30 protein-coding genes and 1 tRNA gene are annotated in these 25,741 nt (G+C 56.0%); 19 read left to right on the plus strand and 12 right to left on the minus strand.

The genetic code is table 11. The features are described from left to right. Window positions 1–141 precede the first annotated feature (141 nt). Window positions 142–612: a hypothetical protein gene (locus AC2FD9_RS03220; RefSeq protein ID WP_496835349.1), complete on the minus strand. Its 471-nt coding sequence runs from the start codon at window positions 610–612 to the stop codon at window positions 142–144. A gap of 399 nt (window positions 613–1,011) precedes the next feature. Next, window positions 1,012–1,101 (minus strand) — tRNA-Ser (locus tag AC2FD9_RS03225). 117 nt (window positions 1,102–1,218) lie between these two features. Between AC2FD9_RS03225 and AC2FD9_RS03230 the strand changes: the two genes are divergently transcribed. The 10 genes from AC2FD9_RS03230 to AC2FD9_RS03275 all read left to right on the plus strand — a co-directional run bounded on the left by AC2FD9_RS03230 (window position 1,219) and on the right by AC2FD9_RS03275 (window position 9,170). Next, window positions 1,219–2,067 (plus strand): DUF2059 domain-containing protein, encoded by an 849-nt coding sequence (locus AC2FD9_RS03230; protein ID WP_496835350.1) that lies wholly within the window; start codon window positions 1,219–1,221, stop codon window positions 2,065–2,067. Then, on the plus strand, window positions 2,067–2,867 hold the full coding sequence (locus AC2FD9_RS03235) for a DUF2059 domain-containing protein (protein WP_496835352.1): 801 nt from the start codon (window positions 2,067–2,069) through the stop codon (window positions 2,865–2,867). Before AC2FD9_RS03230 ends, AC2FD9_RS03235 begins: the two co-directional genes overlap by 1 nt. Window positions 2,868–3,075: 208 nt before the next feature. Beyond that, the gene (locus AC2FD9_RS03240) at window positions 3,076–3,693 is read left to right on the plus strand and encodes a 50S ribosomal protein L21 (protein WP_496771932.1); all 618 of its coding nucleotides are present in this window, start codon (window positions 3,076–3,078) and stop codon (window positions 3,691–3,693) included. An 11-nt stretch (window positions 3,694–3,704) separates the two neighbouring features. Beyond that, the gene (gene rpmA / locus AC2FD9_RS03245) at window positions 3,705–3,974 is read left to right on the plus strand and encodes a 50S ribosomal protein L27 (RefSeq protein ID WP_058271644.1); all 270 of its coding nucleotides are present in this window, start codon (window positions 3,705–3,707) and stop codon (window positions 3,972–3,974) included. A gap of 84 nt (window positions 3,975–4,058) precedes the next feature. Beyond that, on the plus strand, window positions 4,059–4,583 hold the full coding sequence (locus AC2FD9_RS03250) for a GNAT family N-acetyltransferase (RefSeq protein ID WP_496835354.1): 525 nt from the start codon (window positions 4,059–4,061) through the stop codon (window positions 4,581–4,583). Then, complete coding sequence (locus tag AC2FD9_RS03255) at window positions 4,556–5,164, plus strand: LysE family translocator (protein ID WP_496835356.1); 609 nt, start codon at window positions 4,556–4,558, stop codon at window positions 5,162–5,164. Before AC2FD9_RS03250 ends, AC2FD9_RS03255 begins: the two co-directional genes overlap by 28 nt. Further along, the gene (locus tag AC2FD9_RS03260) at window positions 5,161–5,697 is read left to right on the plus strand and encodes a GNAT family N-acetyltransferase (RefSeq protein ID WP_058277925.1); all 537 of its coding nucleotides are present in this window, start codon (window positions 5,161–5,163) and stop codon (window positions 5,695–5,697) included. The genes AC2FD9_RS03255 and AC2FD9_RS03260 overlap by 4 nt, the downstream gene beginning before the upstream one ends. A 37-nt stretch (window positions 5,698–5,734) precedes the next feature. Continuing rightward, a complete protein-coding gene (obgE, locus tag AC2FD9_RS03265; protein ID WP_108858609.1) occupies window positions 5,735–6,769 on the plus strand; it encodes a GTPase ObgE in 1,035 nt (344 codons plus the stop codon). Next, window positions 6,757–7,863: a glutamate 5-kinase gene (gene proB / locus AC2FD9_RS03270; RefSeq protein WP_496835359.1), complete on the plus strand. Its 1,107-nt coding sequence runs from the start codon at window positions 6,757–6,759 to the stop codon at window positions 7,861–7,863. Before obgE ends, proB begins: the two co-directional genes overlap by 13 nt. Before the next feature lie 44 nt (window positions 7,864–7,907). Continuing rightward, complete coding sequence (locus AC2FD9_RS03275; protein ID WP_496835504.1) at window positions 7,908–9,170, plus strand: glutamate-5-semialdehyde dehydrogenase; 1,263 nt, start codon at window positions 7,908–7,910, stop codon at window positions 9,168–9,170. Here the strand turns inward: AC2FD9_RS03275 and AC2FD9_RS03280 are convergent. Further along, window positions 9,167–9,763 (minus strand): histidine phosphotransferase family protein, encoded by a 597-nt coding sequence (locus AC2FD9_RS03280; RefSeq protein ID WP_496835361.1) that lies wholly within the window; start codon window positions 9,761–9,763, stop codon window positions 9,167–9,169. The two genes, AC2FD9_RS03275 and AC2FD9_RS03280, sit on opposite strands and share 4 nt — an antisense overlap. A 44-nt stretch (window positions 9,764–9,807) precedes the next feature. Between AC2FD9_RS03280 and AC2FD9_RS03285 the strand changes: the two genes are divergently transcribed. From AC2FD9_RS03285 to tsf, 5 genes are all read left to right on the plus strand, one after another. Continuing rightward, complete coding sequence (locus AC2FD9_RS03285) at window positions 9,808–9,990, plus strand: DUF3553 domain-containing protein (RefSeq protein WP_058271637.1); 183 nt, start codon at window positions 9,808–9,810, stop codon at window positions 9,988–9,990. Between the two features lie 98 nt (window positions 9,991–10,088). Then, entirely contained in the window at window positions 10,089–10,844 is a 756-nt protein-coding gene (gene olsB / locus AC2FD9_RS03290; protein WP_496764896.1) for an L-ornithine N(alpha)-acyltransferase, read from the plus strand. A 4-nt stretch (window positions 10,845–10,848) separates the two neighbouring features. After that, entirely contained in the window at window positions 10,849–11,685 is an 837-nt protein-coding gene (olsA, locus tag AC2FD9_RS03295) for a lyso-ornithine lipid O-acyltransferase (protein WP_282118441.1), read from the plus strand. 166 nt (window positions 11,686–11,851) lie between these two features. Continuing rightward, window positions 11,852–12,655 carry a 30S ribosomal protein S2 gene (gene rpsB, locus AC2FD9_RS03300; RefSeq protein ID WP_058271914.1) on the plus strand — a complete coding sequence of 268 codons (804 nt, stop codon included), beginning with the start codon at window positions 11,852–11,854 and terminating at the stop codon, window positions 12,653–12,655. A 76-nt stretch (window positions 12,656–12,731) separates the two neighbouring features. Further along, window positions 12,732–13,607 (plus strand): translation elongation factor Ts, encoded by an 876-nt coding sequence (tsf, locus tag AC2FD9_RS03305; RefSeq protein ID WP_108858613.1) that lies wholly within the window; start codon window positions 12,732–12,734, stop codon window positions 13,605–13,607. Window positions 13,608–13,979: 372 nt separating this feature from the next. Here the strand turns inward: tsf and AC2FD9_RS03310 are convergent, their stop codons facing one another. The 3 genes from AC2FD9_RS03310 to AC2FD9_RS03320 form a co-directional block, all read right to left on the minus strand. Continuing rightward, window positions 13,980–14,735 (minus strand): LuxR family transcriptional regulator, encoded by a 756-nt coding sequence (locus AC2FD9_RS03310; protein WP_108858614.1) that lies wholly within the window; start codon window positions 14,733–14,735, stop codon window positions 13,980–13,982. Further along, window positions 14,732–15,181 carry a type II 3-dehydroquinate dehydratase gene (aroQ, locus tag AC2FD9_RS03315; RefSeq protein ID WP_496771923.1) on the minus strand — a complete coding sequence of 150 codons (450 nt, stop codon included), beginning with the start codon at window positions 15,179–15,181 and terminating at the stop codon, window positions 14,732–14,734. Before aroQ ends, AC2FD9_RS03310 begins: the two co-directional genes overlap by 4 nt. A gap of 126 nt (window positions 15,182–15,307) precedes the next feature. After that, window positions 15,308–16,309: an NADPH:quinone oxidoreductase family protein gene (locus AC2FD9_RS03320; RefSeq protein WP_496835365.1), complete on the minus strand. Its 1,002-nt coding sequence runs from the start codon at window positions 16,307–16,309 to the stop codon at window positions 15,308–15,310. 134 nt (window positions 16,310–16,443) lie between these two features. On the opposite strand from AC2FD9_RS03320, the gene AC2FD9_RS03325 reads away from it, so the two are divergent. Continuing rightward, window positions 16,444–17,262: an SDR family oxidoreductase gene (locus AC2FD9_RS03325; protein ID WP_496835367.1), complete on the plus strand. Its 819-nt coding sequence runs from the start codon at window positions 16,444–16,446 to the stop codon at window positions 17,260–17,262. 23 nt (window positions 17,263–17,285) lie between these two features. Beyond that, on the plus strand, window positions 17,286–18,311 hold the full coding sequence (locus tag AC2FD9_RS03330; RefSeq protein WP_496835369.1) for a phosphotransferase: 1,026 nt from the start codon (window positions 17,286–17,288) through the stop codon (window positions 18,309–18,311). Window positions 18,312–18,319: 8 nt separating this feature from the next. On the opposite strand, the gene AC2FD9_RS03335 is transcribed toward AC2FD9_RS03330, so the two are convergent. Next, window positions 18,320–18,928 (minus strand): 2-hydroxychromene-2-carboxylate isomerase, encoded by a 609-nt coding sequence (locus tag AC2FD9_RS03335; RefSeq protein ID WP_058271630.1) that lies wholly within the window; start codon window positions 18,926–18,928, stop codon window positions 18,320–18,322. A gap of 196 nt (window positions 18,929–19,124) precedes the next feature. On the opposite strand from AC2FD9_RS03335, the gene AC2FD9_RS03340 reads away from it, so the two are divergent. Beyond that, a complete protein-coding gene (locus tag AC2FD9_RS03340) occupies window positions 19,125–20,354 on the plus strand; it encodes a serine hydrolase domain-containing protein (RefSeq protein ID WP_496835371.1) in 1,230 nt (409 codons plus the stop codon). Between the two features lie 49 nt (window positions 20,355–20,403). Beyond that, window positions 20,404–21,273, plus strand: coding sequence for an acyl-CoA thioesterase (locus tag AC2FD9_RS03345; protein WP_058271627.1), 870 nt, complete (start codon window positions 20,404–20,406; stop codon window positions 21,271–21,273). On the opposite strand, the gene AC2FD9_RS03350 is transcribed toward AC2FD9_RS03345, so the two are convergent. From AC2FD9_RS03350 to pstB, 5 genes are all read right to left on the minus strand, one after another. Next, window positions 21,270–22,037, minus strand: coding sequence for an SDR family oxidoreductase (locus tag AC2FD9_RS03350; RefSeq protein ID WP_496835373.1), 768 nt, complete (start codon window positions 22,035–22,037; stop codon window positions 21,270–21,272). The two genes, AC2FD9_RS03345 and AC2FD9_RS03350, sit on opposite strands and share 4 nt — an antisense overlap. 120 nt (window positions 22,038–22,157) lie before the next feature. Next, window positions 22,158–23,387 (minus strand): acyl-CoA dehydrogenase, encoded by a 1,230-nt coding sequence (locus tag AC2FD9_RS03355; protein ID WP_058271625.1) that lies wholly within the window; start codon window positions 23,385–23,387, stop codon window positions 22,158–22,160. A 125-nt stretch (window positions 23,388–23,512) separates the two neighbouring features. Continuing rightward, window positions 23,513–24,202: a phosphate regulon transcriptional regulator PhoB gene (gene phoB / locus AC2FD9_RS03360; protein ID WP_109311502.1), complete on the minus strand. Its 690-nt coding sequence runs from the start codon at window positions 24,200–24,202 to the stop codon at window positions 23,513–23,515. Between the two features lie 12 nt (window positions 24,203–24,214). Further along, window positions 24,215–24,916, minus strand: coding sequence for a phosphate signaling complex protein PhoU (phoU, locus tag AC2FD9_RS03365; protein ID WP_058271623.1), 702 nt, complete (start codon window positions 24,914–24,916; stop codon window positions 24,215–24,217). A 16-nt stretch (window positions 24,917–24,932) separates the two neighbouring features. Continuing rightward, on the minus strand, window positions 24,933–25,730 hold the full coding sequence (pstB, locus tag AC2FD9_RS03370; RefSeq protein WP_496835376.1) for a phosphate ABC transporter ATP-binding protein PstB: 798 nt from the start codon (window positions 25,728–25,730) through the stop codon (window positions 24,933–24,935). Between the last annotated feature and the right edge of the window lie 11 nt (window positions 25,731–25,741).

The following is a 25,741-nucleotide window of genomic DNA, read 5'->3' on the forward strand; positions in this document are numbered from 1 at the left end:
TGTTGCAAGTGGTGTTGCGTTGGATTTAGGGGCAGCCAATCAAAGGGGTGCTGAGACGTCAATCAGAGTTGCGCCTGACGTAACGGGAATGCGCGCCCGGTAAAGAATAAGGGCCGCTCAAAATAGAACGGCCCCCAGAAATTATTGTTGTCCAGTCAGAAGCGTGCGCAGCTCTTCGATCTTCTGAGCAATCAACTGAGGGGATGCCTTGATTTCATCCAGGATACCCAAGGCTTTTGTTTTCAGGTCCTGTGACAACTGGCTATCCTGAACCGAAGCTACCATGGCGTCATAGTCAAAATTCTGGACGGAAAGCGTACCTTCTTCGATCCAGGAATTCAGCAAGTCTTGCCCTTGATTGGCCAGGGACGCGACCTGATCTCCGGCCTGATCGGCTTGTTCGGCCGCTTCGGTGGCTTGGTCAGCAATGGAAGATGCGGCTTCGCTCGCCTGTTCGGTGGCGGCATCCACGGCATCATTTACGGCCGCACCTGCGTCCTGGGCCGCCGATTGCAGGCTTTCGGCAGGCGTGGGTTCGGGTTGATTGAGGTAATAGTAAGCTCCGGCGCCAAGTCCGGCGACGATAACAGCTAATATGAGAGTACGCGACATGGGGTTCTCCTTGAAATATGTGTCGCTTAGATGAGGGTAAATTATCAGTGATCAAAGGGGAATTCCTAGAAATTCATTTCAATTCGGGGGTTTGAGCCAGCCTGCGCCGATCTGATGGAACCAGGTGGCAATAACACGCCGTCATGCGGTCAGCATGAAAGGTGAGCTTGATTAATTGCCTAAATCCGAGGCGGATTTGGACCGGAAGTAGGCACATATGGCGTGGTTTCGAGACGGTGGAACATCAAACTCAAAATAACTTAAGAAGTAGCTTTGCTTTGTATCATCTTAAAATTCTCTGTTTTTACAGTTCATATTGCAACAGAGAAACGAACTAAAGCGCCACGTAGGGCACAGAGAAACAGCATTCAGATGGCTGCCAATCCTGAGTCGGGAAAATGGCGGAGAGACAGGGATTCGAACCCTGGGTGGGCTTGCACCCACAACGGTTTTCGAGACCGCCCCGTTCGACCACTCCGGCACCTCTCCGCGGGGGTCTGTGAGGGGGGGATTTAGTGAGGAACGCGCGGGGGTGCAAGCAGAAAATTCCTGAAAATGACAAAGCCGGGATTTTCCGTTGCCTGGCGCGGTATTTCCCCTAGGCTCATGGGTATGACTTATCCTTTACGCCTAACTATCCTGCCGCTAATCGCCGCCGTTCTGTTCGTGATCTACGGGTCCCAGCAAGCACTTGCTGCCGGACGGGATCGGATCGAAGCCTTTTTGACAACAACCGGGTTCGACGTTGCACTTGAAAGCATCGCGCTGGCCTCGGCCTCGGCCCCGCAAATGTTGGGAATCGATCCCGACGGGTTTGGGTCCGACTGGACACGCCTGACCGAAGAAGTCTTTGACACTAAGGACATGCGCGAAACAGCCGTATCTATTCTGGAACAAACGCTGAGCGATGAGGCGCTAACCCATGCGGTCGAGTTCTATGCATCCGACCTTGGTCAACGGCTGGTCGAGTCCGAGAATGCATCGCACATGGTTGAAGATGACGATGCCAAGCAACTGGAAGGGCAGAAAATCGTCTCGGACCTGATCAAGGATGGATCCAAGCGGGTCGAAAACCTGAAACGCATGAACAATGCAATTGATTCCAGCGGGACGGCATTACGTGCGCTGCAGGAAATTCAGGTGCGCTTTTTGCTCGCTGCCAGCGCCTCGGGGGTGATTGACTTGCAACTGGGCGCGGATGAGCTGCGTCAGATGATGAAGCGCAATGAGACCGGCATGCGGCAAGCTTTGCAGCTGTCCGCGCTTGCCGGGGCAGCCTATACCTATCAGGACTTCTCGGATTCTGAGGTTGTCGCCTATGCTGAGGCTTTGGAGCAACCTTTGATGCAAGAAGTCTATGAACTGCTGAATGCCATTCAATACGAAATCATGGCCATGAAGTTTGAAGATCTGGCCGCGCGTATGGCGGAACTACATCCGGCCCAGGATATCTGATGCGCCTGATCGTTGCTTGTTTCGCCGTGTTTCTGTCAGCCATGCCACTGGCAGCGTCCGAGCGGGTTGAACGCCTCATGCTGGCACTTCAATTGGAGCAGGTCGTCGATATCCTGCGCGACGAAGGTTTGGCACAGGCGAAAGACCTGAACGACACATTTCTGGGTGGTGACGGCGGGCCGTTTTTTGATGATCAGGTGGACGAAATTTATGATCCACAGTGGATGCAGGAGCAAATTTCAGGGATTTTTGAGGTCAGCCTGACAGCCAGCCAGATGGATCGCGCCATCCTGTTCTTTGAAAGTGATGTCGGGCAAACCGTTATAGCTCTGGAAAACTCGGCCAGAAGGGCCTTCGCGGATGAAACCATCAAGGACATGGCGCGTGAAAATTATCTGAATGGGGCAGGCGGCACCCAACTTTACCGGCTGGTCGGCGAGTATATCGAAGTCAATGACCTAATCGAAAAGAACGTACAAAGCTCGCTTAGTTCGGATTATAACTTTTTTCGCGGCCTCAGCGCGGATGCCGGAACCAGCTCTGAGGATATTCTGGCGCAGCTTTTGTCGGACAAGGACAGGCTTACCGAGGAAAACCGCATCTGGTTGTATTCCTTCCTTCTGGTGGCCTATCAACCGCTCGATGAGGCTCAGATGCGGGAGAACATTGCTTTTTCCCGAACTGAGACCGGGCGCGCCGTTAACGAGGCCTTTTTCGATGGTTTCGATAAGATGTATGACCAGATCTATTTTCAACTGGGGCAGGCGGTTTCACGGGCGCTTGGCGCATCGGATCTTTGATCCTGTATTTGATGTTGACTTTGCCGATCAATCTATGGATAAGCGCGCATCCCGGCCGGTTTTCCGCGCCGGGTGTCGTTATTATTGACCCTAGGACCTTGTCCCACGGGTCGTCACACAGCCCGAAAAGGGCGCGCTGTTCGAGGTGGCGAAAGCCAAAAACGCCCGGTCGGGGACCATAGAACGCGATTAGACAAAGGAAAGACGCATGTTTGCGGTCCTCAAGACTGGCGGCAAGCAGTACAAAGTTCAAGCGGGCGATATCCTCCGCGTTGAAAAATTGGCTGCCGACGCAGGTGAAACAGTTCAATTCAACGATGTTCTGATGCTGGGCGGCGACGCTCCGGTTGTCGGTGCACCGTTCGTCGCAGGCGCAGGCGTTCAGGCCGAAGTGATCGAACAGATCAAAGGTGACAAGGTCATCAACTTCGTAAAACGCCGTCGTAAGCACAGCTCGAAGCGTACCGTTGGCCACCGTCAGAAGCTGACACTGGTCAAGATCACCGACATTTTGGCGTCAGGCGCTGACAAGTCGGGCATCAAAGCTGCAACCGGTTCGGCTCCGGCTGGCGAAGCTGCCCCCGTGGCAAAAAAGCCTGCCAAGAAAGCTGAAGCCAAAGCAGAGGCACCTGCCGCTGCTGCTGCCGCTGACGATCTGACCCAGTTGACCGGTGTCGGCCCCGCCGCTGCCAAGAAGCTGGCCGAAGCCGGTATCGAGAGCTTTGCCGCTCTGGCCGCCTTGTCGGACGATCAGATTGCTGCTATCGAAACGGTCAAAGTGAAACCCGAATGGGTTGAGCAGGCCAAAGATCTGGCTAAAGGCTAAGGAGAGACAGAATGGCACATAAAAAAGCTGGCGGTTCCTCCCGTAACGGTCGCGACTCAGCTGGTCGCCGCCTTGGCGTGAAACTGTATGGTGGCCAGGCCGCCATTTCAGGCAACATCATCGTGCGTCAGCGCGGCACCAAGTTCTGGCCGGGCGAAGGCGTAGGCATGGGCAAAGATCACACCATCTTTGCAACCGTGGATGGCGCCGTGAAGTTCCACAAGGGACTGAAAAACCGCACCTTTATTTCGGTCCTGCCAGTGGCGGAGGCCGCAGAGTAAGCCGAAACCCAGAAGGTTTAAGAAAATTTCATGGGGGACCGGCAGAAAGTGCCGGTCCCCTTTCTCGTTTTCAGGAGCGGTCCCATGACCGAAGTGATAAAAACAGAGCGTCTTGTCTTGCGTCGGTTTCGGCGTGAGGACTCGTCGCGTCTTGTCACTCTTCTGAACGATCTGGACGTGGTGCGCTGGTTGACGGTGGTACCGCATCCCTATGAGGCCGCGCATTCAACCGAATTTGTCGACGCTATGGCTGCTAAGCATGATGCCTTTGCTATCATTCGGGAAGAGAACCTCATCGGCTGTATCTCGACCGGATCTCAGCTGGGGTATTGGGTTGCCAAAGCGTTCTGGGGGCAGGGCTATGTGACCGAAGCCTCCCGCGCGATGATTTCGAGGTTCTTTCGATCTGATCAGCAGGAACTCACCTCGGGTTATCACGTCGGCAACGAACGGTCTAAGGCGGTCTTGTCAAAACTTGGGTTCAAACCAAATGGCCAGCATCGTGCTACGGCGCGGTCGACCAACGAAGATGTGATAATTCAGGACGTTTTGCTGCGTCGTGTGGACTGGGAGGCGATGCAATGGCCGTTGCAACAACTAGTTTCCTGATCTTCGCAGCCTCTCAGGTCGGAACGCCCGGACCCGCCAATATGGTTCTGCTGGGCACAGGTGCACGCTATGGGTTTCGGGCGGCTCTGCCGTTTGTGGCCGGTGTGATCCTGGGCAAACAGCTGATCATCTGGCCCGTTGGTTTTGGCCTGCTGCAACTCGCGGATCAGGCACCGATTGTCTTTACGGTCCTGAAATACGCCTCGGCGGCGTATATCTGCTGGCTGGCCTGGAAGATCGCGAACCTGCGTCTTTCGCGCAGTGAAACCACTGGAGACGTGCCCGGTTTTTGGGCGGGGCTGATCGTTCATCCCCTTAACCCAAAGGCATGGGCCATGATCATAGCCGGTTTTACTGGGTTCGTTGCGGTTGGCACGCCCAGCTTTAACGCGACGTTCACGATCGCTCTCTGTTTATTGCTTTGCCAGGCGGTTTTACACCCGATCTGGACATTTGCCGGAGATAGAATTGCCCACGTGGTTGAAGGTCGGCCCGTGGAAAAATATCTGATGTGGACGTTAGCGAGTCTCACTGTTGCGTCCGTATTTTTTGTGTTGTTCGGAGGAGGAACGCACTCATGAAACTCGAGACAATAATAAACCAGCCGGTCCTCGAAACCGAGCGGTTCGATCTGCGCCCCTTGCGCCGGTCGGATATGGGTCTCATCGAGCATTATGCAGGCGATGAGCGCGTGGCACGTATGACCACGTCGATCCCGCATCCGCTGCCACCGGGGTCGGTCGAGGCGTTTGTGACGCGTTCGATGGCTGAAGACCGGGATGAGGACGTCTGGGCGATGGACGCCACCAAAGATGGTGGGCCGGAACTGATTGGTCTGATTTCGCTTACACGGCTGGATCGCAATCAGTCCGAAGTTGGCTATTGGGTGGCGCCTGTTTACTGGAATACAGGCGTAGCCTCACTGGCCGTTGAGATGTTGGTGAAAGCTAACCCGCTTGAAAACTCGAATTTGTTTGCCAGCGTGTTTCAGGACAATCCTGCCTCGGCCCGGGTTCTGACCCATTGTGGGTTCCAGTATCTGGGTGATGCCGAAAGTTACTCGGTGGCGCGCGATGCGAATGTGCCCACCTGGACATATAGTAAAAAACTCTGACTTGTGGCCGATGGGGCCCTTGCAGTAGGGGACAGTTATGAAATTTCTCGATCTTGCAAAGGTCTACATCCGGTCCGGGGCCGGCGGTGGCGGGTGCGTCAGCTTTCGGCGTGAAAAATACATTGAATACGGCGGTCCCGATGGCGGTGACGGCGGTAAGGGCGGGTCTGTTTGGGCCGAGGTTGTGGACGGGCTGAACACCCTGATCGACTTCCGCTATCAGCAGCATTTCTTTGCCAAGAACGGTCAACCCGGTCGTGGTCAGCAGCGCACGGGCAAGGATGGTGACGAAATCATCCTGCGGGTGCCTGTCGGAACTGAGATTCTGGACGAGGACGAAGAGACCGTCATCTGCGACCTGACAGAGGTCGGCCAGCGTGTTCTACTGGCCAAGGGTGGCAATGGTGGCTTTGGCAACCTGCACTTCAAATCGGCAACGAATCAGGCTCCGCGCCGGGCTAACCCAGGTCAGGCAGGGATCGACCGCACGATCTGGCTACGGCTGAAGCTGATTGCCGATGTGGGTCTGCTTGGCATGCCCAATGCTGGTAAATCGACTTTTCTGGCGGCCACATCGAACGCGCGACCCAAGATTGCTGACTATCCGTTCACGACCCTGCATCCTAATCTTGGTGTTGTCGGTGTCGACAATGTGGAATTTGTCGTCGCGGATATTCCCGGCCTGATCGAAGGTGCCCATGAGGGGCGCGGGATCGGTGACCGGTTCCTTGGCCACGTGGAACGTTGCGCCGTTCTGTTGCATCTGGTCGATGGCACCTCGGAAACCGTCGCCGAGGATTACCGCACCATCATTCATGAACTCGAAGCTTACGGCGGTGAACTGGCTGAAAAGCCCAGGATCACAGTTCTGAACAAGGTCGATGCGCTGGACGAAGAGGAACAGGCGCTGCAAAGGGCTGAGCTGGAAGAGGCTGTTGGAGGCCCTGTGATGACCATGTCGGGCGTCGCTCATCTGGGCGTGACCGAAGTGTTGCGCGCTTTGCGTGCGCAGATCGACGAAAACCGCCTGCGGCAAAAACCCGTTGAGGAGACCAAGTCTTGGCAACCCTGACCGCAGCACGCCGATTGGTGGTCAAAATCGGCTCTGCCTTGCTGGTGGACCGTGATACCGGGTTGCTGAGGTCGGATTGGTTGCTCTCGCTGGCCCAAGACGTAGCCTGGCTCAAAGGGCAGGGAACTGACGTCATTTTGGTCTCATCCGGCTCGATTGCGTTGGGGCGCGGTGTTTTGGGCCTGCCCGTGGCGGATTTGCCGTTGGAACAATCTCAGGCCGCCGCTGCTGTTGGCCAAATTCGGCTGGCGCGGGCTTATGAAGAGGCTTTGACGCCGCACAAAATCACAACGGCGCAGGTTTTGGTGACGCTGGAAGACAGCGAAGACCGGCGGCGGTATCTGAACTCTCGCGCGACGCTGGAAACTTTGCTGAGTTTGGGCGTGGTTCCGATCGTCAACGAAAACGATACCGTTGCTACGGATGAGATCCGCTACGGCGACAATGACCGGTTGGCGGCGCAGATCGCCGTGACGGTTGGGGCCGATCAATTGATCCTGTTGTCGGATGTCGACGGTTTCTACACCGGGAACCCGAGTGAAGACGGAAACGCCAAGCGTTTCGATGTTGTTGAGACCATCACGCCCGAGATCGAGGAAATGGCAGGCGATGCCGGTTCCGGCCTATCCAAAGGCGGAATGAAGACCAAGCTGCTGGCCGCCAAGATGGCAACTGCTGCCGGTTGTGATATGGCGATCACCGAAGGTTCGACTTTGAACCCACTGAAATCGCTTGAAGATGGCGCGAATTGCACTTGGTTCACTGCGACGCTGGACCCACATGCCGCGCGCAAGCGCTGGATTTCGGCCATGAAACCGCGGGGTGAAATCGTAGTGGACGCAGGCGCGGCCAAAGCGTTGGGTAATGGCAAAAGCCTGCTGCCTGCTGGTATCGTTGAAGTAACCGGCGATTTCGGACGCGGTGATCCGGTTGCGATCATGGACCACCAATCGAGGCGTTTGGCGCAGGGCCTCAGCCGGTATACCGCGCAAGAGGCGGATGCGATCAAGGGTCGGAAGTCCTCAGAGATCGAAGCCACACTGGGCTATCCAGGCCGGGCCGTCCTGATCCATCGAGATGATTTGGCGCTGTAATGGCGCGATGATAGAACCAAATGACCGACCGAAAGGCACCTGAGATGAAGGATTTCGACAACATTCCCGCCCTTATGGCCGATCTTGGTAAACGCGCTAAAGCAGCCTCGGCCGATCTGGCCTATGCAAGCGCCGAGCGGAAACATGCCGCCCTGATTGCCGCGGCTGACGCTGTTTGGGCCAACCGCGCGGATATCATTGAGGCCAACAAGAAAGACCTAGAGTTTGGGCGTGAAAAGGGCCTGAGCCCGGCGATGATGGACCGGCTGATGCTGGACGAAGCGCGGATTCAGGGCATGGTCGACGGGCTGTGCACGGTCGCGGATCAGGCAGACCCCGTGGGCGAGGTTCTGACCGAATGGGACATGGCCTCGGGCCTGAACATCCAGCGTGTTCGCACGCCTCTGGGCGTTATCGGAGTGATTTACGAAAGCCGTCCGAATGTGACGGCGGATGCAGGCGCATTGTGCCTGAAGTCGGGCAATGCAGTGATCCTGCGCGGCGGCTCTGAAAGTTTCCATTCCTCAACCGCTATTCACGCCTGTCTGGTCCAAGGGCTAAAGGCGGCAAACCTGCCAGAAGACGCCATTCAACTTGTGCCCACGCGAGACCGCGCCGCAGTGCAAGAGCTGCTTACCATGACCGATTGTGTGGACGTCATCGTTCCGCGCGGCGGAAAAGGTCTGGTTGGGTTGGTTCAGCGCGAGGCACGCGTGCCCGTCTTCGCGCACTTGGAAGGTATCGTGCACATCTATGTCGACAAGGCTGCAGACCCCCAAAAAACGTTGGACGTCGTGCTGAACGCCAAAACCCGGCGCACTGGGATTTGTGGTGCTGCCGAGTGCTTGCTGATCCATCAGGATGTGGCTGAAACACTCGGCCGGGATATCATCTCCGCCTTGCTTGCGGCGGGCGTCGAAATCCATGCCGAAGGCGCGTTGGCCCTGGACGGCACCATAGCGGCCACGGGCGACGACTGGGGCAAGGAATTCCTCGACAGCATCATCGCGGCCAAGCCGGTGGCGGATATTGATGCAGCGATCGCGCATATCCGTCAGTACGGGTCGAACCACACCGATTGCATCATGACCGAGGATGCTGATGCCGCTGCCCGGTTCTTTGAGCGGCTCGACAGTGCGATCCTGATGCACAATGCCTCAACCCAGTTTGCCGATGGTGGCGAGTTCGGAATGGGAGCCGAGATCGGTATTGCAACTGGCAAAATGCATGCGCGCGGCCCGGTCGGGGCCGCTCAGCTGACGAGCTTCAAATATCTTGTCCGCGGCAACGGGACTGTACGTTCCTAGAAACGGATAGCGATGCGGGTTGAGGTGGTTTCCGCCGCAACCCGCCGCCCCATGGACGCGGCCGTTTGCGGAAGTAGCGCGAATTGCACCTGCGCCGGTGTCACCTTGTTAGCAAACTGGCCTTTGGGCAGGTTCTTCCAAAGATCGGCGTCAATATTCAGCTTGTCCGCGACACCGACCACTGTCCAACTGCCGCCGTTGTTTGCCACAGTGACATCGCCCCCCATCGGCATCGCGCTTTCGCAACACATCAGGGCCAGAAAGGCGAGCTTGACCTGATTGCGTGGCATCGCATCGGTCACGTGCCAGTTGACACGCACACGACCAACGCTTTCAACGTCTTTCAACAACTCAGTGACTTCGGCCCGGCCCAACGGTTGATCGCTGGCCGACCCAAAAGCGACGCGAAAGAACCTGATCTTTGCTCCGGCGCTTCCGACGCTGCCCGAGATCAGCTCCATCTCGGGGCCCTGCATGGTTCCGACCATCTCAAGCAGTTCCAGCCCGTTGTTTATTGCGCCAATAGGGCTGATCAGATCGTGACAAATTCGCGACCCAATCAGTTCGGCCAGATTGACGTTGGTGTCGCCCATGCGTACCTCTCCTGTTGTATCTGCCGCCGGACCGGAGCCCGATCATGACAGACCTCAATGCCATACTTGCACCGGGCATGTATGTCCGCCACCCCGATTTCCCCGACTGGGGCGTCGGACAGGTGCAGTCCAACATAGGGGGCAAGATCACCGTGAATTTCCAAGAACAGGGAAAAGTGGTGATTGACGGAACCCGCATCGCCCTGACGCCCGTCTTTGATCCGTGAAACTGGTTTAAGAATGGTTAACGATGGGCCACCGCTGTGCTGGTTGCCATTTGACCGAAAACTGCGGTATCAGCGCGCAAACAAAAGCGGAATAACTGATGCCGGATGCAGGCCCTTCTTTCACCGTTAAACTTGCCGAATCCGAGGCCGAACTGCGCGCAGCCCAGAGGCTGCGATATGATGTGTTCGTCCGCGAATTAGGCGGCGGCGGCAAGATGGTGGACCACGAGGCAGGGTTAGAGCAGGATCAGTTCGATCCTTTTTTTGATCACATGCTGGCCTATGATGACGCCACTGGCGAAGTTGTGGGCGTTTACAGGCTGTTACCGGGTGAACGAGCCGTCGAATTGGGACAGTTCTATTCCGAGGATGAATACGATCTGACGGTACTGAAACAGAGCGGCCGCAAACTGTTAGAGCTTGGACGTTCCTGCCTTCACCCGGACTATCGGGGCGGAACGGCGATGTACCATCTTTGGAATGGTCTGGCGGGATATGTGGCTGAGCGCGAGATTGAGGTGCTGTTCGGCGTCGCCAGCTTCCACGGCATCAATGTACAGGAATTGGCCCAGCCTTTGTCGATGTTGCACCACAATCATCTGGCCCCACCGGACCTGCGGGTCAGGGCGCAGCCGGAGGTGTTTCAAAGTATGGACCTTGTCGCGCCGGATGCGCTGGATCGCCGTGGGGCGATGGTACAGGTTCCCGCGCTAATCAAGGCGTACCTGCGGTTGGGTGGCTTTGTGGGCGAGGGGGCGTTTATCGACCACGCTTTCAACACAACAGATGTATGCCTGATCCTCGACACGGCGCGCATGAACGAGCGCCAGCGGCGTATTTACAGCGGAGCCTGATCCAGTGAACGATCCGCTTTGGGACAGTGACGACGCGCCAGACCCGATTGAATTGGGCGTATTTGGCTGGGCATTGGTAATCTTGCGCGGCCTTCCCTTGGCACTGCTGGTTTTTGGCGGGCTGCTCGTTTTGTTGACCGTTCGCCTGATCGAGCGCCCGCTGTTCGGTTTACGGCGTCCGATCACACCGTTCATTGCGCAGTTTGTCTGCCGCAATGCGCTCCGGCTTCTTGGCATCGGCTTTCGCAGTTCCGGTGAATTGATGCGCGAACGCGGCGCGGTGGTCGCAAACCACACATCATGGCTCGACATCTTTGCGCTGAACGCCCGTAAGCGGGTGTACTTCGTGTCCAAGGCCGAGGTGGCCAAATGGCCGGGTATCGGCTGGCTAGCCCGCGCCACGGGCACGGTGTTTATCGAACGAGATCGCAAGAAAGCCCGCGAACAGACCCTGATCTTTGAAGAGCGCTTGAAAGTCGGGCATAAGTTGTTGTTTTTTCCCGAGGGCACCTCGACCGATGGTCTTCGTGTTTTACCTTTTAAAACAACACTTTTCGCCGCGTTCTTCTCGGATGAATTGCGGGACTTCATGTATGTTCAGCCTGTTTCCGTGGTCTTTCACGCGCCAAAAGGGCAGCCTGACAGATTCTATGGCTGGTGGGGCGATATGGATTTTGCCCCGCATCTTCTCAAGACCTTGGGCGCGCGTCGGCAGGGGACGGTGGAATTGATTTACCACGTTCCAGCCAAAGTCAGCGATTTTGCCGACCGCAAGGCGTTGGCGGCACATTGCGAAGAGGCAGTGCGTCACGCGCATGCAATTGCGCGGCTTGAAAAATAAGGCCATTTGGCACTTGCACAGGACGAAATCCTACCGTATACGCGCGCCATTAAAACCCGCAGGCGGGGTTTGGGCTATTTGAGGGAGACATCCTTATCTGGCCCGCCGGTTGGAGCATCCGCTTCTTTCACCCCCGCCCAGGCGTAAACCGGAAAAGGAAAATAGCATGGCTCTTCCCGAGTTCACCATGCGTCAGCTGCTGGAAGCTGGCGTTCACTTTGGTCACCAGACACAGCGTTGGAATCCCCGCATGGGCCCGTTCATCTACGGCTCGCGCAATGGCATCCACATCATGGACCTGACCCAGACTGTTCCAATGCTGGACCAGGCTTTGCAGGCTGTTCGTGACACCGTCGCAAAAGGTGGCCGCGTTCTGTTCGTCGGTACCAAGCGTCAGGCAGCTCAGCCGATCGCAGAAGCCGCTGAAAAGTCGGCTCAGTACTACATGAACCACCGCTGGCTGGGCGGCACGCTGACCAACTGGAAAACCGTTTCCCAGTCGATCAATCGTCTGAACCAGATTGACGAAGCCATGGAATCGGGCGCCGAAGGCCTGACCAAGAAAGAGCGTCTGGGCATGGAACGTGACCAGGGCAAACTGCAGGCGTCGCTGGGCGGTATCCGCGAAATGGGCGGCGTTCCCGATCTGCTGTTCGTCATCGACGTCAAAAAAGAAGCACTGGCCATCGCCGAAGCCAACAAGCTGGGTATCCCGGTTGTGGCAATTGTCGACACCAACTGCTCCCCCGATGGCGTGGATTACATCATCCCCGGCAACGACGACGCAGCGCGCGCGATCTCTCTGTATTGCGATCTGGTTGCTCGTGCCGCTCTGGACGGTATGACCGCTCAGATGGGTGCTGCAGGCGTTGACCTGGGCGCATTCGAAGAAGCACCGGTTGAAGAAGTCGTTGCTGAAGAAGCACCCGTTGCAGAAGAAGCCACGCCGGAAGCCAAAGCTGAAGCGTAAGCTGCCCGTCACGTAAATGACATATGGGGCAGGGTAGACCTGCCCCAATTCCGTTTGAATTGAGGAGAGCCAAAAGATGGCAATCACAGCAGCAATGGTTAAAGAACTGCGCGACTCGACCGGCGCAGGCATGATGGACGCAAAAAAAGCGCTGACCGAAACCGGTGGAAACATGGACGAAGCCGTTGATTGGCTGCGCACCAAGGGTCTTGCCAAAGCGGCCAAGAAATCCGGCCGTACTGCAGCAGAAGGTCTGGTTGCAGTTCACGTCAACGGTGGCAACGGTGTTGCTGTCGAAGTGAACTCGGAAACCGACTTCGTCGCAAAGAACGCCGAATTCCAGGAAATGGTTGGCAAGATTGCTTACGCGGCAGAAGGCGTCGACAATGTCGAAGCTCTGTTGGCCGCTGATCTGGGCGGCAAGAACGTTGCTGACACCCTGACCGACAAGATCGCCACCATTGGTGAGAACATGTCAGTTCGCCGCATGGCGAAACTGTCAGGCGACACTGTTGTGTCCTACGTTCACAACGCAGCCACCAACGGCATGGGCAAAATCGGTGTACTGGTTGCTCTGTCCGGTGGTGACGAAGTGATCGGCAAACAGATTGCGATGCACATCGCAGCCGTGAACCCGGCGGCCCTGTCTGAAGCGGACATGGACCCGGCTGTTGTCGAAAAAGAAAAGCAGGTTCAGATGGACATCGCCCGCGAATCCGGCAAGCCGGAGCAGGTGATCGAAAAAATGATCGTTGGCCGCATGAAGAAATTCGTGGCGGAATCAACTTTGTTGAACCAGTCGTTCGTTGTGAACCCTGACCTGACCGTCGAAGCCGCTGCCAAAGAAGCAGGCGCAACCATCACTGGTTTCGTCCGTCTGGAAGTTGGCGAAGGCATCGTGGTGGAAAAAGAAGACTTCGCAGCTGAAGTTGCCAAAGCCGTACAGGGCTAATTCTGGCAGAGGCCCTGAAAGGGGCCTCAAACTGAACAGAATAAAACCGGCTACTTTCCTGTAGTCGGTTTTTTTGCGCCTTCCGGCGTTAGGAACAACAGATCATACACTATTATCGGAAGGATTGAGGGGCCCCGCAGATGGGGATGGTCGAGGCCCCCCAAAATTCCGACTAAGAGACGCGGACAAATAGACGCCTTTATGTCAGAGCGACCGGAGAGCTTTGGTATTGCAAAGATCCGATCAAAACGTTCCCAGGCTAAAGCCACCACTCACGGAACAATATCACTTTGCAACTGGGGCTCAGATTCGGGAAGTCATGTTTTCCTTACCCTACGTAAATTGACGCAATTTAGCGTCAAAAAAAACACATCATGCTTCCATGATGAACATCTGATTTTGCAGGGATGCTTTAAGCACGGCTTGCGCCGTTGTTTCCACTGAAAGGGACTCCCGGGCCAGCCTCAAATGCTTTTCAACGGTCGCCGATGTCAGGCCCATCAAAAGCGCTATGTCCTGCGTCGTCTTCCCATCACCAACCCATTCCAGCGCCTCGCGCTGACGCTTCGTCAGAGCGCGATTGGGGGTGTTGTAGGGCAGGGTAAGTATCTTCAGATGCGCGACATTGTTCATCAACAAGATGTCATCGCCATGTTCAGCCCAGATTGCATCGACCTCATCCTGACCAACGGCCCCGCCAGCCGAAAGAGAGATCGCACCCTTGGACCGCATCGACACCGAGGTGAAACTGATAGTGTATCCCGCCACAACGCCTTTTGACCGATTGAACTCGTATACTTGGCGTTCCTGGGCGGTCATCGTGCCGTCGGAATTCATATCCTGAATCATTCTCCAACTGGCCGCGCCTTCATTGTGAAGCGCCCATTTCAGCATGGGTGCATGAAAGTACAGCCCATCGCGAACGAAACCATCAATGTACTCTTTGCCGTGGTTTGTAAGGATGGTGAAGTCTTCGGGGTCTCCCAAAGACGTTTCGGTCCTGTAGCGCGTATAGCCGTATAGCAGACGGTCGAAACCGAAAATTGCCATCTGGCGGCAATGAGCGTCCCAAAGCTCTTCCAGAGTTTTGACGTAGCTGAGGAAATTCAGATACTCACCCAGCTTCATACGGACCCCTCATTTTGCAAATGCGCCGACAGCGCATCCAACGCCATCACATAGCTCTGAAGCCCAAAGCCACAGATCTGTCCCAGCGCAACCGGTGCCACATAGGACTTGTCTCGGAAGGGTTCGCGCGCGTGTATGTTCGACAGGTGAACCTCAACAACCGGCAGTTCGACCGAAGCGATCGCATCCATCAAAGCGACCGATGTGTGTGTATACGCCCCGGCGTTCAGAACGATCCCGTCCTGATTGCCTTTGGCTGCGTGGATCGCGTCGATCAGCACACCTTCGTGATTGGATTGCAGGTGTGATATGTCCAACCCGATTGACGCGCCGTGGCTCACACAGGTTTCTTCGACCATTTTCAGCGTTGTACGGCCATAAACCTCGGGTTGTCGTGTGCCCAGCAAGTTCAGGTTCGGACCGTTCAAAATCAGAACTTTATGCATTCATTCTCCGTCCCTTTACTGGTTGATAAACGTGATTAGGCATGGATGTCCACCAACCTGCGCACTCATCAGGCGAGTGTCGCGCATCGGACACCATCAAATCTTAAACTGAGCGTCGAATACCTGTCAGGTTTCGGGCATCGTTATCACAACTTTACCAAGAACGGTGCGGTCGTTCAGTAAAGTCAGTGCCTCGCTTGCATCCGCTAAAGGAAACCGTACTCTGATTTGAGGTTTTATCTGAGATTTGGCGTATAAGTCGAACAATTCCCTGACATTTTCGGCGTTTCCTTTGGGGTCACGATAAACCGAAGCCCCCCAGAACACGCCAACGACCTGGCAGCCCTTCAACAAGGGTAGATTGAGTGGGATTTTGGGAATACCGGCCGGAAACCCGACAACTAGGAACCGGCCATTCCACGCCATGCTGCGCAGCGCTGGTTCGGCATAATCTCCGCCAACGGCATCATAGACGACGTCCACGCCATTTGCGCCCGCTATAGCCTTGATTTCGCCAGAGAATGCCTTTTGGGCATCACGGTCCATCTGGCGGGAATATACGATTTTGTCGTCCGCCCCGATTTGACGGCAAAAATCCGCCTTTTCCTGCGAGGATACGGCCGCTATGACACGCGCCCCCATCGCCTTGCCCAGCTCAATGGCCGCGCTACCGACACCACCCGCGGCACCCAGCACCAAAAGCGTTTCACCGGGCTGCAACGCGGCTCGATCCTTCAGCGCGTGGTAGGACGTGCCGTAAGTGAAAATGAAACATGCGGCATCTTCGAACGGCATCGACGTTGGAAATTTGACCGCCGAGGCTGCTTTGACCGTCAATTGCGTCGCAAAACCGCCATATCCGGTCAGCGCCAGAACCTTGTCCCCAACCTCGAATCCGGTTACGCCTTCGCCAACGCCCAATACCTCACCTGCGATTTCCCCACCCGGGGCAAATGGTCTGGGTGGCTTAATCTGATACAGGTCCTGGATCATCAACGTATCGGGGAAATTGACGCCAGCGGCCTTGACCCCGACCAGCAACTCTCCCTTTCCTGGCACCGGGTCGGGCAGGGTCGTAAGTTCCAAAGTATCCGGTCCGCCCGGCGCGACGCTGAGTAACGCTTGCATAATGACTGTCTTGTCCTTGTTATTCGGTTGAGAGGACCTTTGGCGCAGCGGTGAATGTTGTCAAGAATTCCGCAGGGTGCAAATCTCGCCGAAAATCGCCACCTGTGCCACAATTCAAAACCGAGGAGCAGACCATGACCCCTGAAACCCTATTTTCGCTGCAGGGAAAAACCGCACTGGTGACAGGTGGTGCCACCGGGATTGGCCGTATGGCTGCGGAATCGCTTGTAAGGGCAGGGGCACGCGTGCTGATCGCGTCGCGCAAGGGGGAAGCCTGTGAAACCGTCGCGGCCGAGCTGAATGCTCTGGACGCGCCCGGAAGCGCCGAAGGTTTCAGCGGAGATGTTGGAACGGAAGACGGCGTTTTGGCCATGGTCGATGAGGTCAACAATCGCACGGATAGGCTTGATATCCTGATGAATAATGCGGGCATCTCTTGGGGTTCGCCGCTGGGACAGTTTCCCCATCACGCGTGGGAAAAGGTCAATTCCGTCAACGTCGCTGGCCTGTTCGAACTGACGCAGCGCCTGTTGCCGATGCTGATGAAATCCGGAACACCAGACGATCCGGCGCGCGTCGTCAACGTTGGATCAGTAATGGGTGAGGTACCGATGGGCGACGGTGCATACAGCTATTCCGCATCCAAAGCTGCGGTGCTGCACCTGACCAAGATTTTAGCCAAGGAATTGTCGCCCTATCACGTCACTGTTAACGCGCTTGCGCCGGGACCATTTGTATCACGGATGACAGCCTTTGCGACGGCAGACGAGGGGACACGCGAAAAGGTTGGCAAGACAGTACCGCTGGGCCGTGTAGGTCGCGACGAGGATATCGCCGGGTGCATGTTGTTCCTGTGCGGGCGTGGAGGCAGCTATGTGACCGGAGCCGTCATCCCGGTTTCTGGAGGCCTAAACGTGGTGACCGCCGGCAATCTCTTCGCCGAAGCACTATAGCCCCGGGGGAATAGTTATTGGAAATGCGTGATAAATCACAACTCGACCTGACGGCGCTAGACACCTATCTCAGCGCAAATTTGGACGGTTACATGGGTCCGCCGGAGGCGACGAAGTTCGCCATTGGACAATCCAACCCAACTTTCGAACTGCGCACACCGTCCAAGACTTATGTGCTGCGCCGTAAACCGCCAGGCGTTTTGCTGAAATCAGCCCATGCTGTGGAACGCGAGTTTCGCGTTCAATGCGCACTGGCCGATAGCGCGGTTCCGGTCCCTCAGATGATGCTGCTTTGCGAGGATGACGACGTCATCGGTTCGGCGTTTTATGTCATGGAACGCTTGCAGGGACGTGTATTCCTTGAGCCGACGGTGGATGAGGCCGACAACGCAACTCGCAGTGGTGTGTTCGACGAAATGAACCGCGTGCTGGCCGATCTGCATGACGTCGATGTGGACGCGGTAGGCCTGTCCGATTATGGCCCGCCGGGCAACTACTTTGAGCGCCAAATTGCCCGTTGGACCAAGCAGTATCGCGCATCCGAGACAACGACCATCCCCGAAATGGACGCGCTCATTTCCGCGCTTGAGGGATCCATTCCAGAGGATGACGGGCAGCGAACTTTGGTTCACGGTGACTACCGCATTGATAATCTGATGTTCGAGCAAAACGGTTCGCGCTGCATTGGCGTTCTGGATTGGGAGCTGTCGACGATTGGGCACCCATACGCAGATCTGGCGGCAGTCATCATGCAGTGGCAATTGCCCCCCGGAAACGAGGGGCGCGGGTTGGCAGGCATCGACCGTCAAGCCCTGGGAATACCGTCGGATCAAGAGTTTATCGGGCGATATTGCCAGCGTCGCGGCCTACCCGGAATAGAAAATTTCGGGTTCTACCTGGCGTTCAATTTCTTCCGAATGGCCGGAATTCTACAGGGCGTGTACAAGCGCGCATTGGATGGCAACGCGTCTGATCCCAAACGCGCGCAGGTATTTGGGGCTTATGTTCCGGTGTTTGCAAAACACGGGCTGGAAGCACTGAAATCGTAGATATTCCGTCAGGCTGATGGCCGGGAAAGCTCCAACTCAATATTGCCAAGGCTGTTTTTGCCAAAGAACATTTCGGTGCCCACAAACATTGTGGGCACACCGAATACACCTTGCTTTACGGCGGCTTTGGATTGCTCTTTGAGCCGCTGCTTTACCTCAGCACCCGTCATAGCCTCGCGGATCTTGCGCGCAGGAAGTTTGTTTTCCTGCAAGATATCCATCAGCACACCCAGTTCGTCAACTTTCTGCCCATGCACCCAAATCGCATCAAATATTGCGTTTATGTATTTGGATTCCCATGATTTACCCGAGGCAAATACAGCGCCGCGCGTGGCAAATTTTGTGTTCACCGGGAAATGCGGGCTCATATGAAAATTCAATCCGCGTCTGCGGGCAAAGCGATGAAGATCATGGGTCAGATAGGCCGTTTTCTGGCGGTTTTCCGAGAATGCCTCGAACGGGTTCTGATTATGCGTCGCCTTGAATATCGTCGGCAGTAACACGGGCACATAGCTTACCTGCATGCCATTTCGTTCCGCCAATTCGGGCAAGACCTTATGGGCCAAAAATGCGTTTGGGCTGCAAAAATCGAAAATGAAATCAATGGTCTGCGTCATTGTCTAAACTCCGATACGACGATCTGTGAAATGAACTCTGAACCACCAGACGAATCTATAACGCGTCTAGTGTACAGGCGGGAAGGCTGGTGCGCACTGGCCGTTGGTCACGATGTGGGAAATCAGGAATTCCTCTATTAATTCAGTGCGTCACCGGTCAAGATCAACCAAACCGCCGAGGAGGTTCGAGAAACCCATGCGCAGCCAGACCACCCTTGATCCCGCCCGCCTGAACCGCATACGGGACTGGATGCAGCGATATGTCGATGAGCGCAAATACGCGGGCAGTTCATTACTATTGACCCACCACGGGTCCGAGGGGTTTTTTCACGCCTGTGGCCTTAGAAATGTTGAAAAGGACCTACCGTTTCAGCGCGATACGCTTGTGCGGATTTATTCTATGACGAAACCCATCACCTCGGTCGCGGTGATGATGCTGGCCGAGCGTGGGTTGTTCCACCTCGACGCGCAGCTTTCTGAATTTCTGCCTGAATTTGCTTCCGTTCAGGCTCTTGTTCCCGAGGCGGAGAGGCTGGATCAAACCGAAGATGCACCATCCCCGACACTGCATCAGCTACTGACCCACACAAGCGGATTCAGTTATCCGTTCAATCCCGGTGTTCTCCCGGCAGCGATGGATGAACAGAAGCTGATTTTTAGCCCCAATCAAGGGCCTTTGAAGGACAGGATCGGCGCACTGACACAACTGCCATTGGCATTCCAGCCCGGAACCCGTTGGGAATATTCAGTTTCTACTGATGTGTTGGGCCGCGTGGTCGAGGTTGTGTCCGGCAAAACCTTGGATCAGTTCTTCGCGCAAGAGATCTTTGAGCCGCTTGAGATGGCCGAGACCGGATTTTATGTGCCCAAAGGGACAGGGGATCGGTTCGCGTCTCTCTATACGCCGCTGGCCGGGGACGCGATGGCGCTGAATTCGGCCGAGACCGGCGACGACACCCTGCGATTGACAGACGAGGCAGGCGCATCCCCATTTGAAAAGGCGACGACCTTTTCGGGCGGTGGCGGTCTGGTCAGCACGATCGACGACTACGTCAAATTCACCGAGATGATGCGAAACCGGGGGCAGGGCAACGGCCACCGCTTGCTGGGTCCAAAGACAGTCGATTTCATGCTGCAAAACCACTTGCCGGGCGATATCGCCTCGATGGGCCCGCAAAGCTTTGCCGAGCAACCGATGGAAGGCATGGGGTTTGGTCTGGCCGGGTCTGTCATCATCAACCCTGGCAGAACCCGAACACCTGGGTCATTAGGTGATTTTAGTTGGGGCGGTATGGCTTCGACATTCTTCTGGATTGACCGCAGCAACGAACTGTCGGCCGTATTCTTCACCCAATTGTCGCCGTCCAGTTCTTACCCGTCCCGATCCGAGCTAAAGGCGCTGGTAATGGGCGCGTTGGTTGATTGACCCGGATGGCGCTGATACGCCTTTTTCATAGCCAACCGGAGAGTCGCCAATGACCGAAGCAGAACGTGTCCTTCTTGACCTTTTGAACCTCGAGAGGCTCGAAGTTGACCTGTTCCGAGGCACCGGGTCAGGCGGCGAGACTCCGACGCGTATCTTTGGCGGGCAGGTGGTGTCGCAGGCTCTGGCGGCGGCGTACCGTACTGTGGATGATCGGCTGTGCCATTCGCTGCATGCGTATTTTATTCGCCCGGGAGATCCATCTATTCCTGTTATTTATCAAGTTGATAGAGCCCGGGATGGAGGTTCATTTACCACACGGCGCGTGGTCGCGATCCAGCATGGCAAACAGATCTTGAACGTATCGGCCTCGTTCCACATTCAGGATGAAGGCTGGGATCATCACCATGAGATGCCCCAGATGGAGGACCCGGAAAGTTATCCGTCGCGCACTGAACTGCGCAAGAAATACGTGGATTTGGTACCCAAACACATGCGTGGTGAGCTGACACGCGAACGGCCGATCGAGGTCCGTGAGGCCAGCCATCTTGATCCGTTCCATCCTGAAAAATCGGACGATCGAAATCAGGTCTGGTTCCGCATGCCCGGCGCAGCGGGGGCGGATTCTGCTACACAGCAATTGCTGCTGACTTACGCGTCAGACATGTATCTGATGGGATCAGGTATGCGACCGCATGGCCTCAGCTGGTTTACGGGTCAGGTCAATGGGGCCAGCCTGGATCACGCCATGTGGTTCCACGCGCCGATCCATTTTGAAAACTGGCATCTGTATTCAATGGATTCGCCATGGAGTGGGCGAGGGCGCAACTTCAACCGAGGGTCGATTTATGCACAAGACGGCACTTTGGTTGCTTCGGTCACGCAGGAAGGCCTAATGCGCAAAGCGCAGAAGAAACTTTAATCATCGTCCGTAAACTGTTGATTTAACTTGTTCATGCCCCTAAGCCAGCTGTCGTAATCACTGGATTTGTGCCGAATGTAGTCCAACACTTTCGAATGCGGTAGCACCAGAAACTGTTCCGACTCAATGGCTTCGACACAGGCCTGGGCCACGTCTTCAGGCTCTAGCATACCGTCGATTGACGCTACCGAATCCTCAAAGCCGCGTGTCATTTCGGACCGAACCGCTTGCGGACATAGAACGGAAACGCGCAGGCCTTTGTGGCTGTATGTCAGCGACAGCCATTCGGCAAAGCCTACGGCGGCGTGTTTGGAAACGCCGTATGGTGCAGCGCCAGGCTGGTTCAAAAGTCCTGCAGCCGAGGCCGTTGTCATGATGTAGCCACCGCCGCGCGCGATCATATGCGGAACGAGATGACGCGCGGTCCAGACATGCGACATGACGTTGATCTTCCAGATCCGCTTCCAGTCTTCATCCGGAACGTCCAGACCACCAAGAGTCAGGATGCCGGCATTTGCACAAAACAGATCAATCGGGCCAATCTCATCTTCGACGTGATCAATCAACGCTTTGATACTGGCTTCGTCTGAAACATCGCATGTAACCGCGTGTCCGTTGATTTCTGTGGCCAAGGATCGCGCAGCTTCGGTGTCTATGTCTGCGCATACGACCGTTGCACCTTCGCGCGCGAACCGGATTGCCAGACCTTTACCGATACCGTTGGCTGCACCGGTGACCACCACAGTTTTGCCATTCAAATTCATTAGGGCCTCCGAATTGCACGATTTGAAAGGCATCGTAAGACATTGGCAATTTTGGGAAAACCGGAAACTGCCAATGCTATTTATTTACCATAATACCGATTATGCGGTATTTAAAATATCCTAGTAGAAGGCCTGAAGTCCAGTCTGTGCCCGCCCCAAAATCAACGCATGAACGTCGTGTGTGCCTTCATAGGTGTTTACGGTTTCCAAGTTGACCATGTGACGGATAACCTGGAATTCCAGTGAGATGCCATTGCCGCCGTGCATGTCGCGGGCATTCCGCGCGATCTCCAAAGCCTTGCCGCAGTTGTTTCGCTTAACGATCGAGATCATCTCGGGCGCTGCTTCAGCCTGATCCATCAAACGGCCAACGCGCAGGCTGGCTTGCAGGCCCAGGGCGATCTCGGTTTGCATATCCGCCAGTTTGCGTTGGAACAGTTGCGTCTGCGCCAGCGGCTTGTTGAACTGTTTGCGGTCCAGACCATACTGACGCGCACCGTGCCAGCAGCTTTCAGCGGCGCCCATGACGCCCCAGCTGATCCCGTAGCGCGCACGGTTCAGACAGCCAAACGGACCCTTCAGGCCCTGAACATGCGGCAGCAAGGCGCCCTCGTCCACTTCGACGCCGTCCAGAACGATCTCACCCGTAATCGATGCCCGCAGGCTCATCTTGTTCTGAATTTTGGGCGCGCTCAAACCTTTGAGACCCTTGTCCAAAACAAAGCCTCGGATCTTGCCGTCATGAGCATCGGATTTAGCCCACACCACAAAGACGTCTGCGATGGGTGAATTCGAGATCCACATCTTGCTGCCGGTCAGCCGATAACCACTGTCGATCTTTTCCGCGCGGGTTTTCATGCCCGCCGGGTCCGAGCCGGCATCAGGTTCTGTCAGACCAAAGCAACCGATCCATTCGCCGCTGGCCAGTTTTGGAAGGTACTTCCGGCGCTGTTCTTCGCTGCCATAGGCATAGATCGGGTACATCACCAATGAGCTTTGCACCGACATCATCGAGCGATAGCCAGAATCCACACGCTCAACCTCGCGCGCGACCAGGCCGTAGGACACATAACCGCCACCAAGACCGCCGTATTCTTCGGGGATCGTGGTGCCCAAAAGGCCCATTTCACCCATTTCGCGGAAGATTTCCGGGTCCGTTTCCTCGTTCTGGAAAGCTTCCAGAACCCGTGGTTGCAGCTTTTCCTGACAATATGCCTGCGCACTCGCGGCGATCATGCGCTCATCTTCTGTTAGCTGATCCGCCAGACGAAATGGATCGTCCCACGAGAACGCCCCCATGTCAGGTGCATCTTTGGCGCGCAAAGTTGGTTTGGTGTTCGGGGCGTTCATTTTGGTTCTCCGCTAGTCGGCTTTGTCGCAAAATACCCTGCCGTAACCGCAAATAACAGCTACAGTTTCGCAACGAACCATGAGTAAACCGCATAGAACAGGGCAGTGCGCCCTGCCCCGTGTTTTTACCCCAGCGCATACCCTGCGCCGCGAACCGTACGCACGGGATCTTCACCGCCATGCTGAGTCAGCGCCTTGCGCAAGCGGCCGATGTGAACGTCAACTGTTCTAGTGTCGACGTAGATATCGCGCCCCCAGACCCGGTCCAGCAGCTGTTCGCGGCTCCAGACACGACCCGGTTTTTCCATGAACGTGCTCAACAGACGAAACTCGGTCGGGCCCAGTTTCAGCGGCTTGCTGTTGCGGCTGACCTTATGTGTCTCGGAATCCAGAATGATATCCGCAAATTCAAGCTTGATACCGACCGTCGCCGGGCGAACACGGCGCAACTGTGTGCGCACGCGCGCCATAAGCTCGACAACCGAATACGGCTTGACCACATAGTCATCCGCCCCGGTTTCCAGCCCGCGCACCTTGTCGACCTCTTCCGACCGGGCTGAAAGCATGATGATGGGGATCGATCGTGTATCCGGGCGCGTTTTAAGGCGGCGGCACACTTCGATCCCGCTGAGGTTGGGCATCATCCAGTCCAGAACGATGATGTCCGGGCTGTCTTCATCAACTAGCAGCAATGCCTCGTCGCCATTGGCTGCCTTGGATACACGAAACCCTTCTGCTTCGAGGTTGTAAGCCAGCACTTCACGCTGGGCCAGTTCATCCTCAACAACCAGTACCGTAGGCTGATCAGCGGACATAATCGTTGCCTCCTAGGCGGTTTGCGAGGTGGTATCGGCTTTGGGACGTGCTTCTGACGGCCGTTCCCCAGTCACCAGATAAACCACCTGTTCAGCGATGGCTGTAACGTGATCGCCCATCCGTTCGATGTTCTTTGCAATGAAATGCAGGTGCATGCACGACGAGATGTTGCGGGGATCTTCAGCCATGAAGGTCAGAAACTCGCGGAACAGGCCGTTATACATCTGGTCTACTTCTTCATCCCGCTGGATCACGTCAGCGGCCAATTCTGCGTCACGTTGAATATAAGCGTCCAACGCGTCGCGCAGCATCCGCTCGACCTCGCGCGCCATACGGCGCAGGGCTGCGGCACTGCCGTTGATCTCGCCGGCGTCGACAAGAACCGTGGTGCGTTTGGCAATGTTTTTGGAATAGTCGCCGATACGTTCCAGGTTGGCCGAGACCTTCAGAACAGACAGAACCAGACGCAGGTCGCTCGCTGTGGGTGCCCGCAGCGCAATCACCCGCGCGGTTTCTTCGTTGATCAGATCCTCAAGCGCATCAATGGCTTTGTCGCCTTGACGCACCTCTTGGGCCAATTCGACATCCCGGGTTTCAAGCGAGCGCGCAGCGTTCATGATCGCGGCCTCGACCAGACCACCCATCTTCATAATATGGGCCTGAACCGCTTCAAGGTCGCGGTCGAATGCGGATGCAATATGTTGTTCGGTCATGTTCAAATACCTGTCCTCAGCCGATACGGCCGGTAATGTAGCTTTCCGTGCGGGGGTCTTCGGGGTTGGTAAAGATCTGACCGGTCTCGCCGAATTCAACCAGATTACCCAAATGAAAGAACGCCGTTTTCTGGCTGACCCGCGCAGCCTGTTGCATCGAGTGGGTCACGATCACCACCGAATAGCGCGAGCGCAGTTCGTCGATCAGTTCCTCGACTTGCGCAGTGGCAATCGGGTCCAGCGCCGAGCAAGGCTCATCCATCAGCAAAACCTCAGGTTCCGTTGCTACGGCGCGGGCAATACACAGGCGCTGCTGCTGACCACCGGACAGGCCGGTTCCGGGGGCGTCCAAGCGGTCCTTGACTTCATCCCAGATCGCAGCACGACGCAGAGATTTCTCAACAATATCATCGAGTTCTGATTTGTTCCTGGCAAGACCATGGATGCGCGGGCCATAGGCCACGTTGTCATAGATCGATTTGGGGAACGGGTTGGGTTTTTGAAACACCATTCCGACCTTGGCACGCAGCTGCACCGGGTCGACACGCTTGTCGTAAATGTCTTCGCCGTCCAGCAGGATATCGCCTTCGACCCGGCAGATGTCGATGGTGTCGTTCATCCGGTTGAGGCAGCGCAGAAAAGTGGACTTGCCGCAGCCCGATGGGCCGATAAAGGCCGTCACGGTCTTGTCCTCGATCTGGACATCCACGTCTTTGATGGCGTGCGTGTCGCCGTAAAAAACTTGAACATTGTTGGCGGCAATCTTGATGGCTTTGGAGTCCACGGTTCTCTCCACTCGTGTCATATCATTCATAATAGCCCCCA

Source organism: Ruegeria sp. YTSC230, assembly GCF_059609665.1.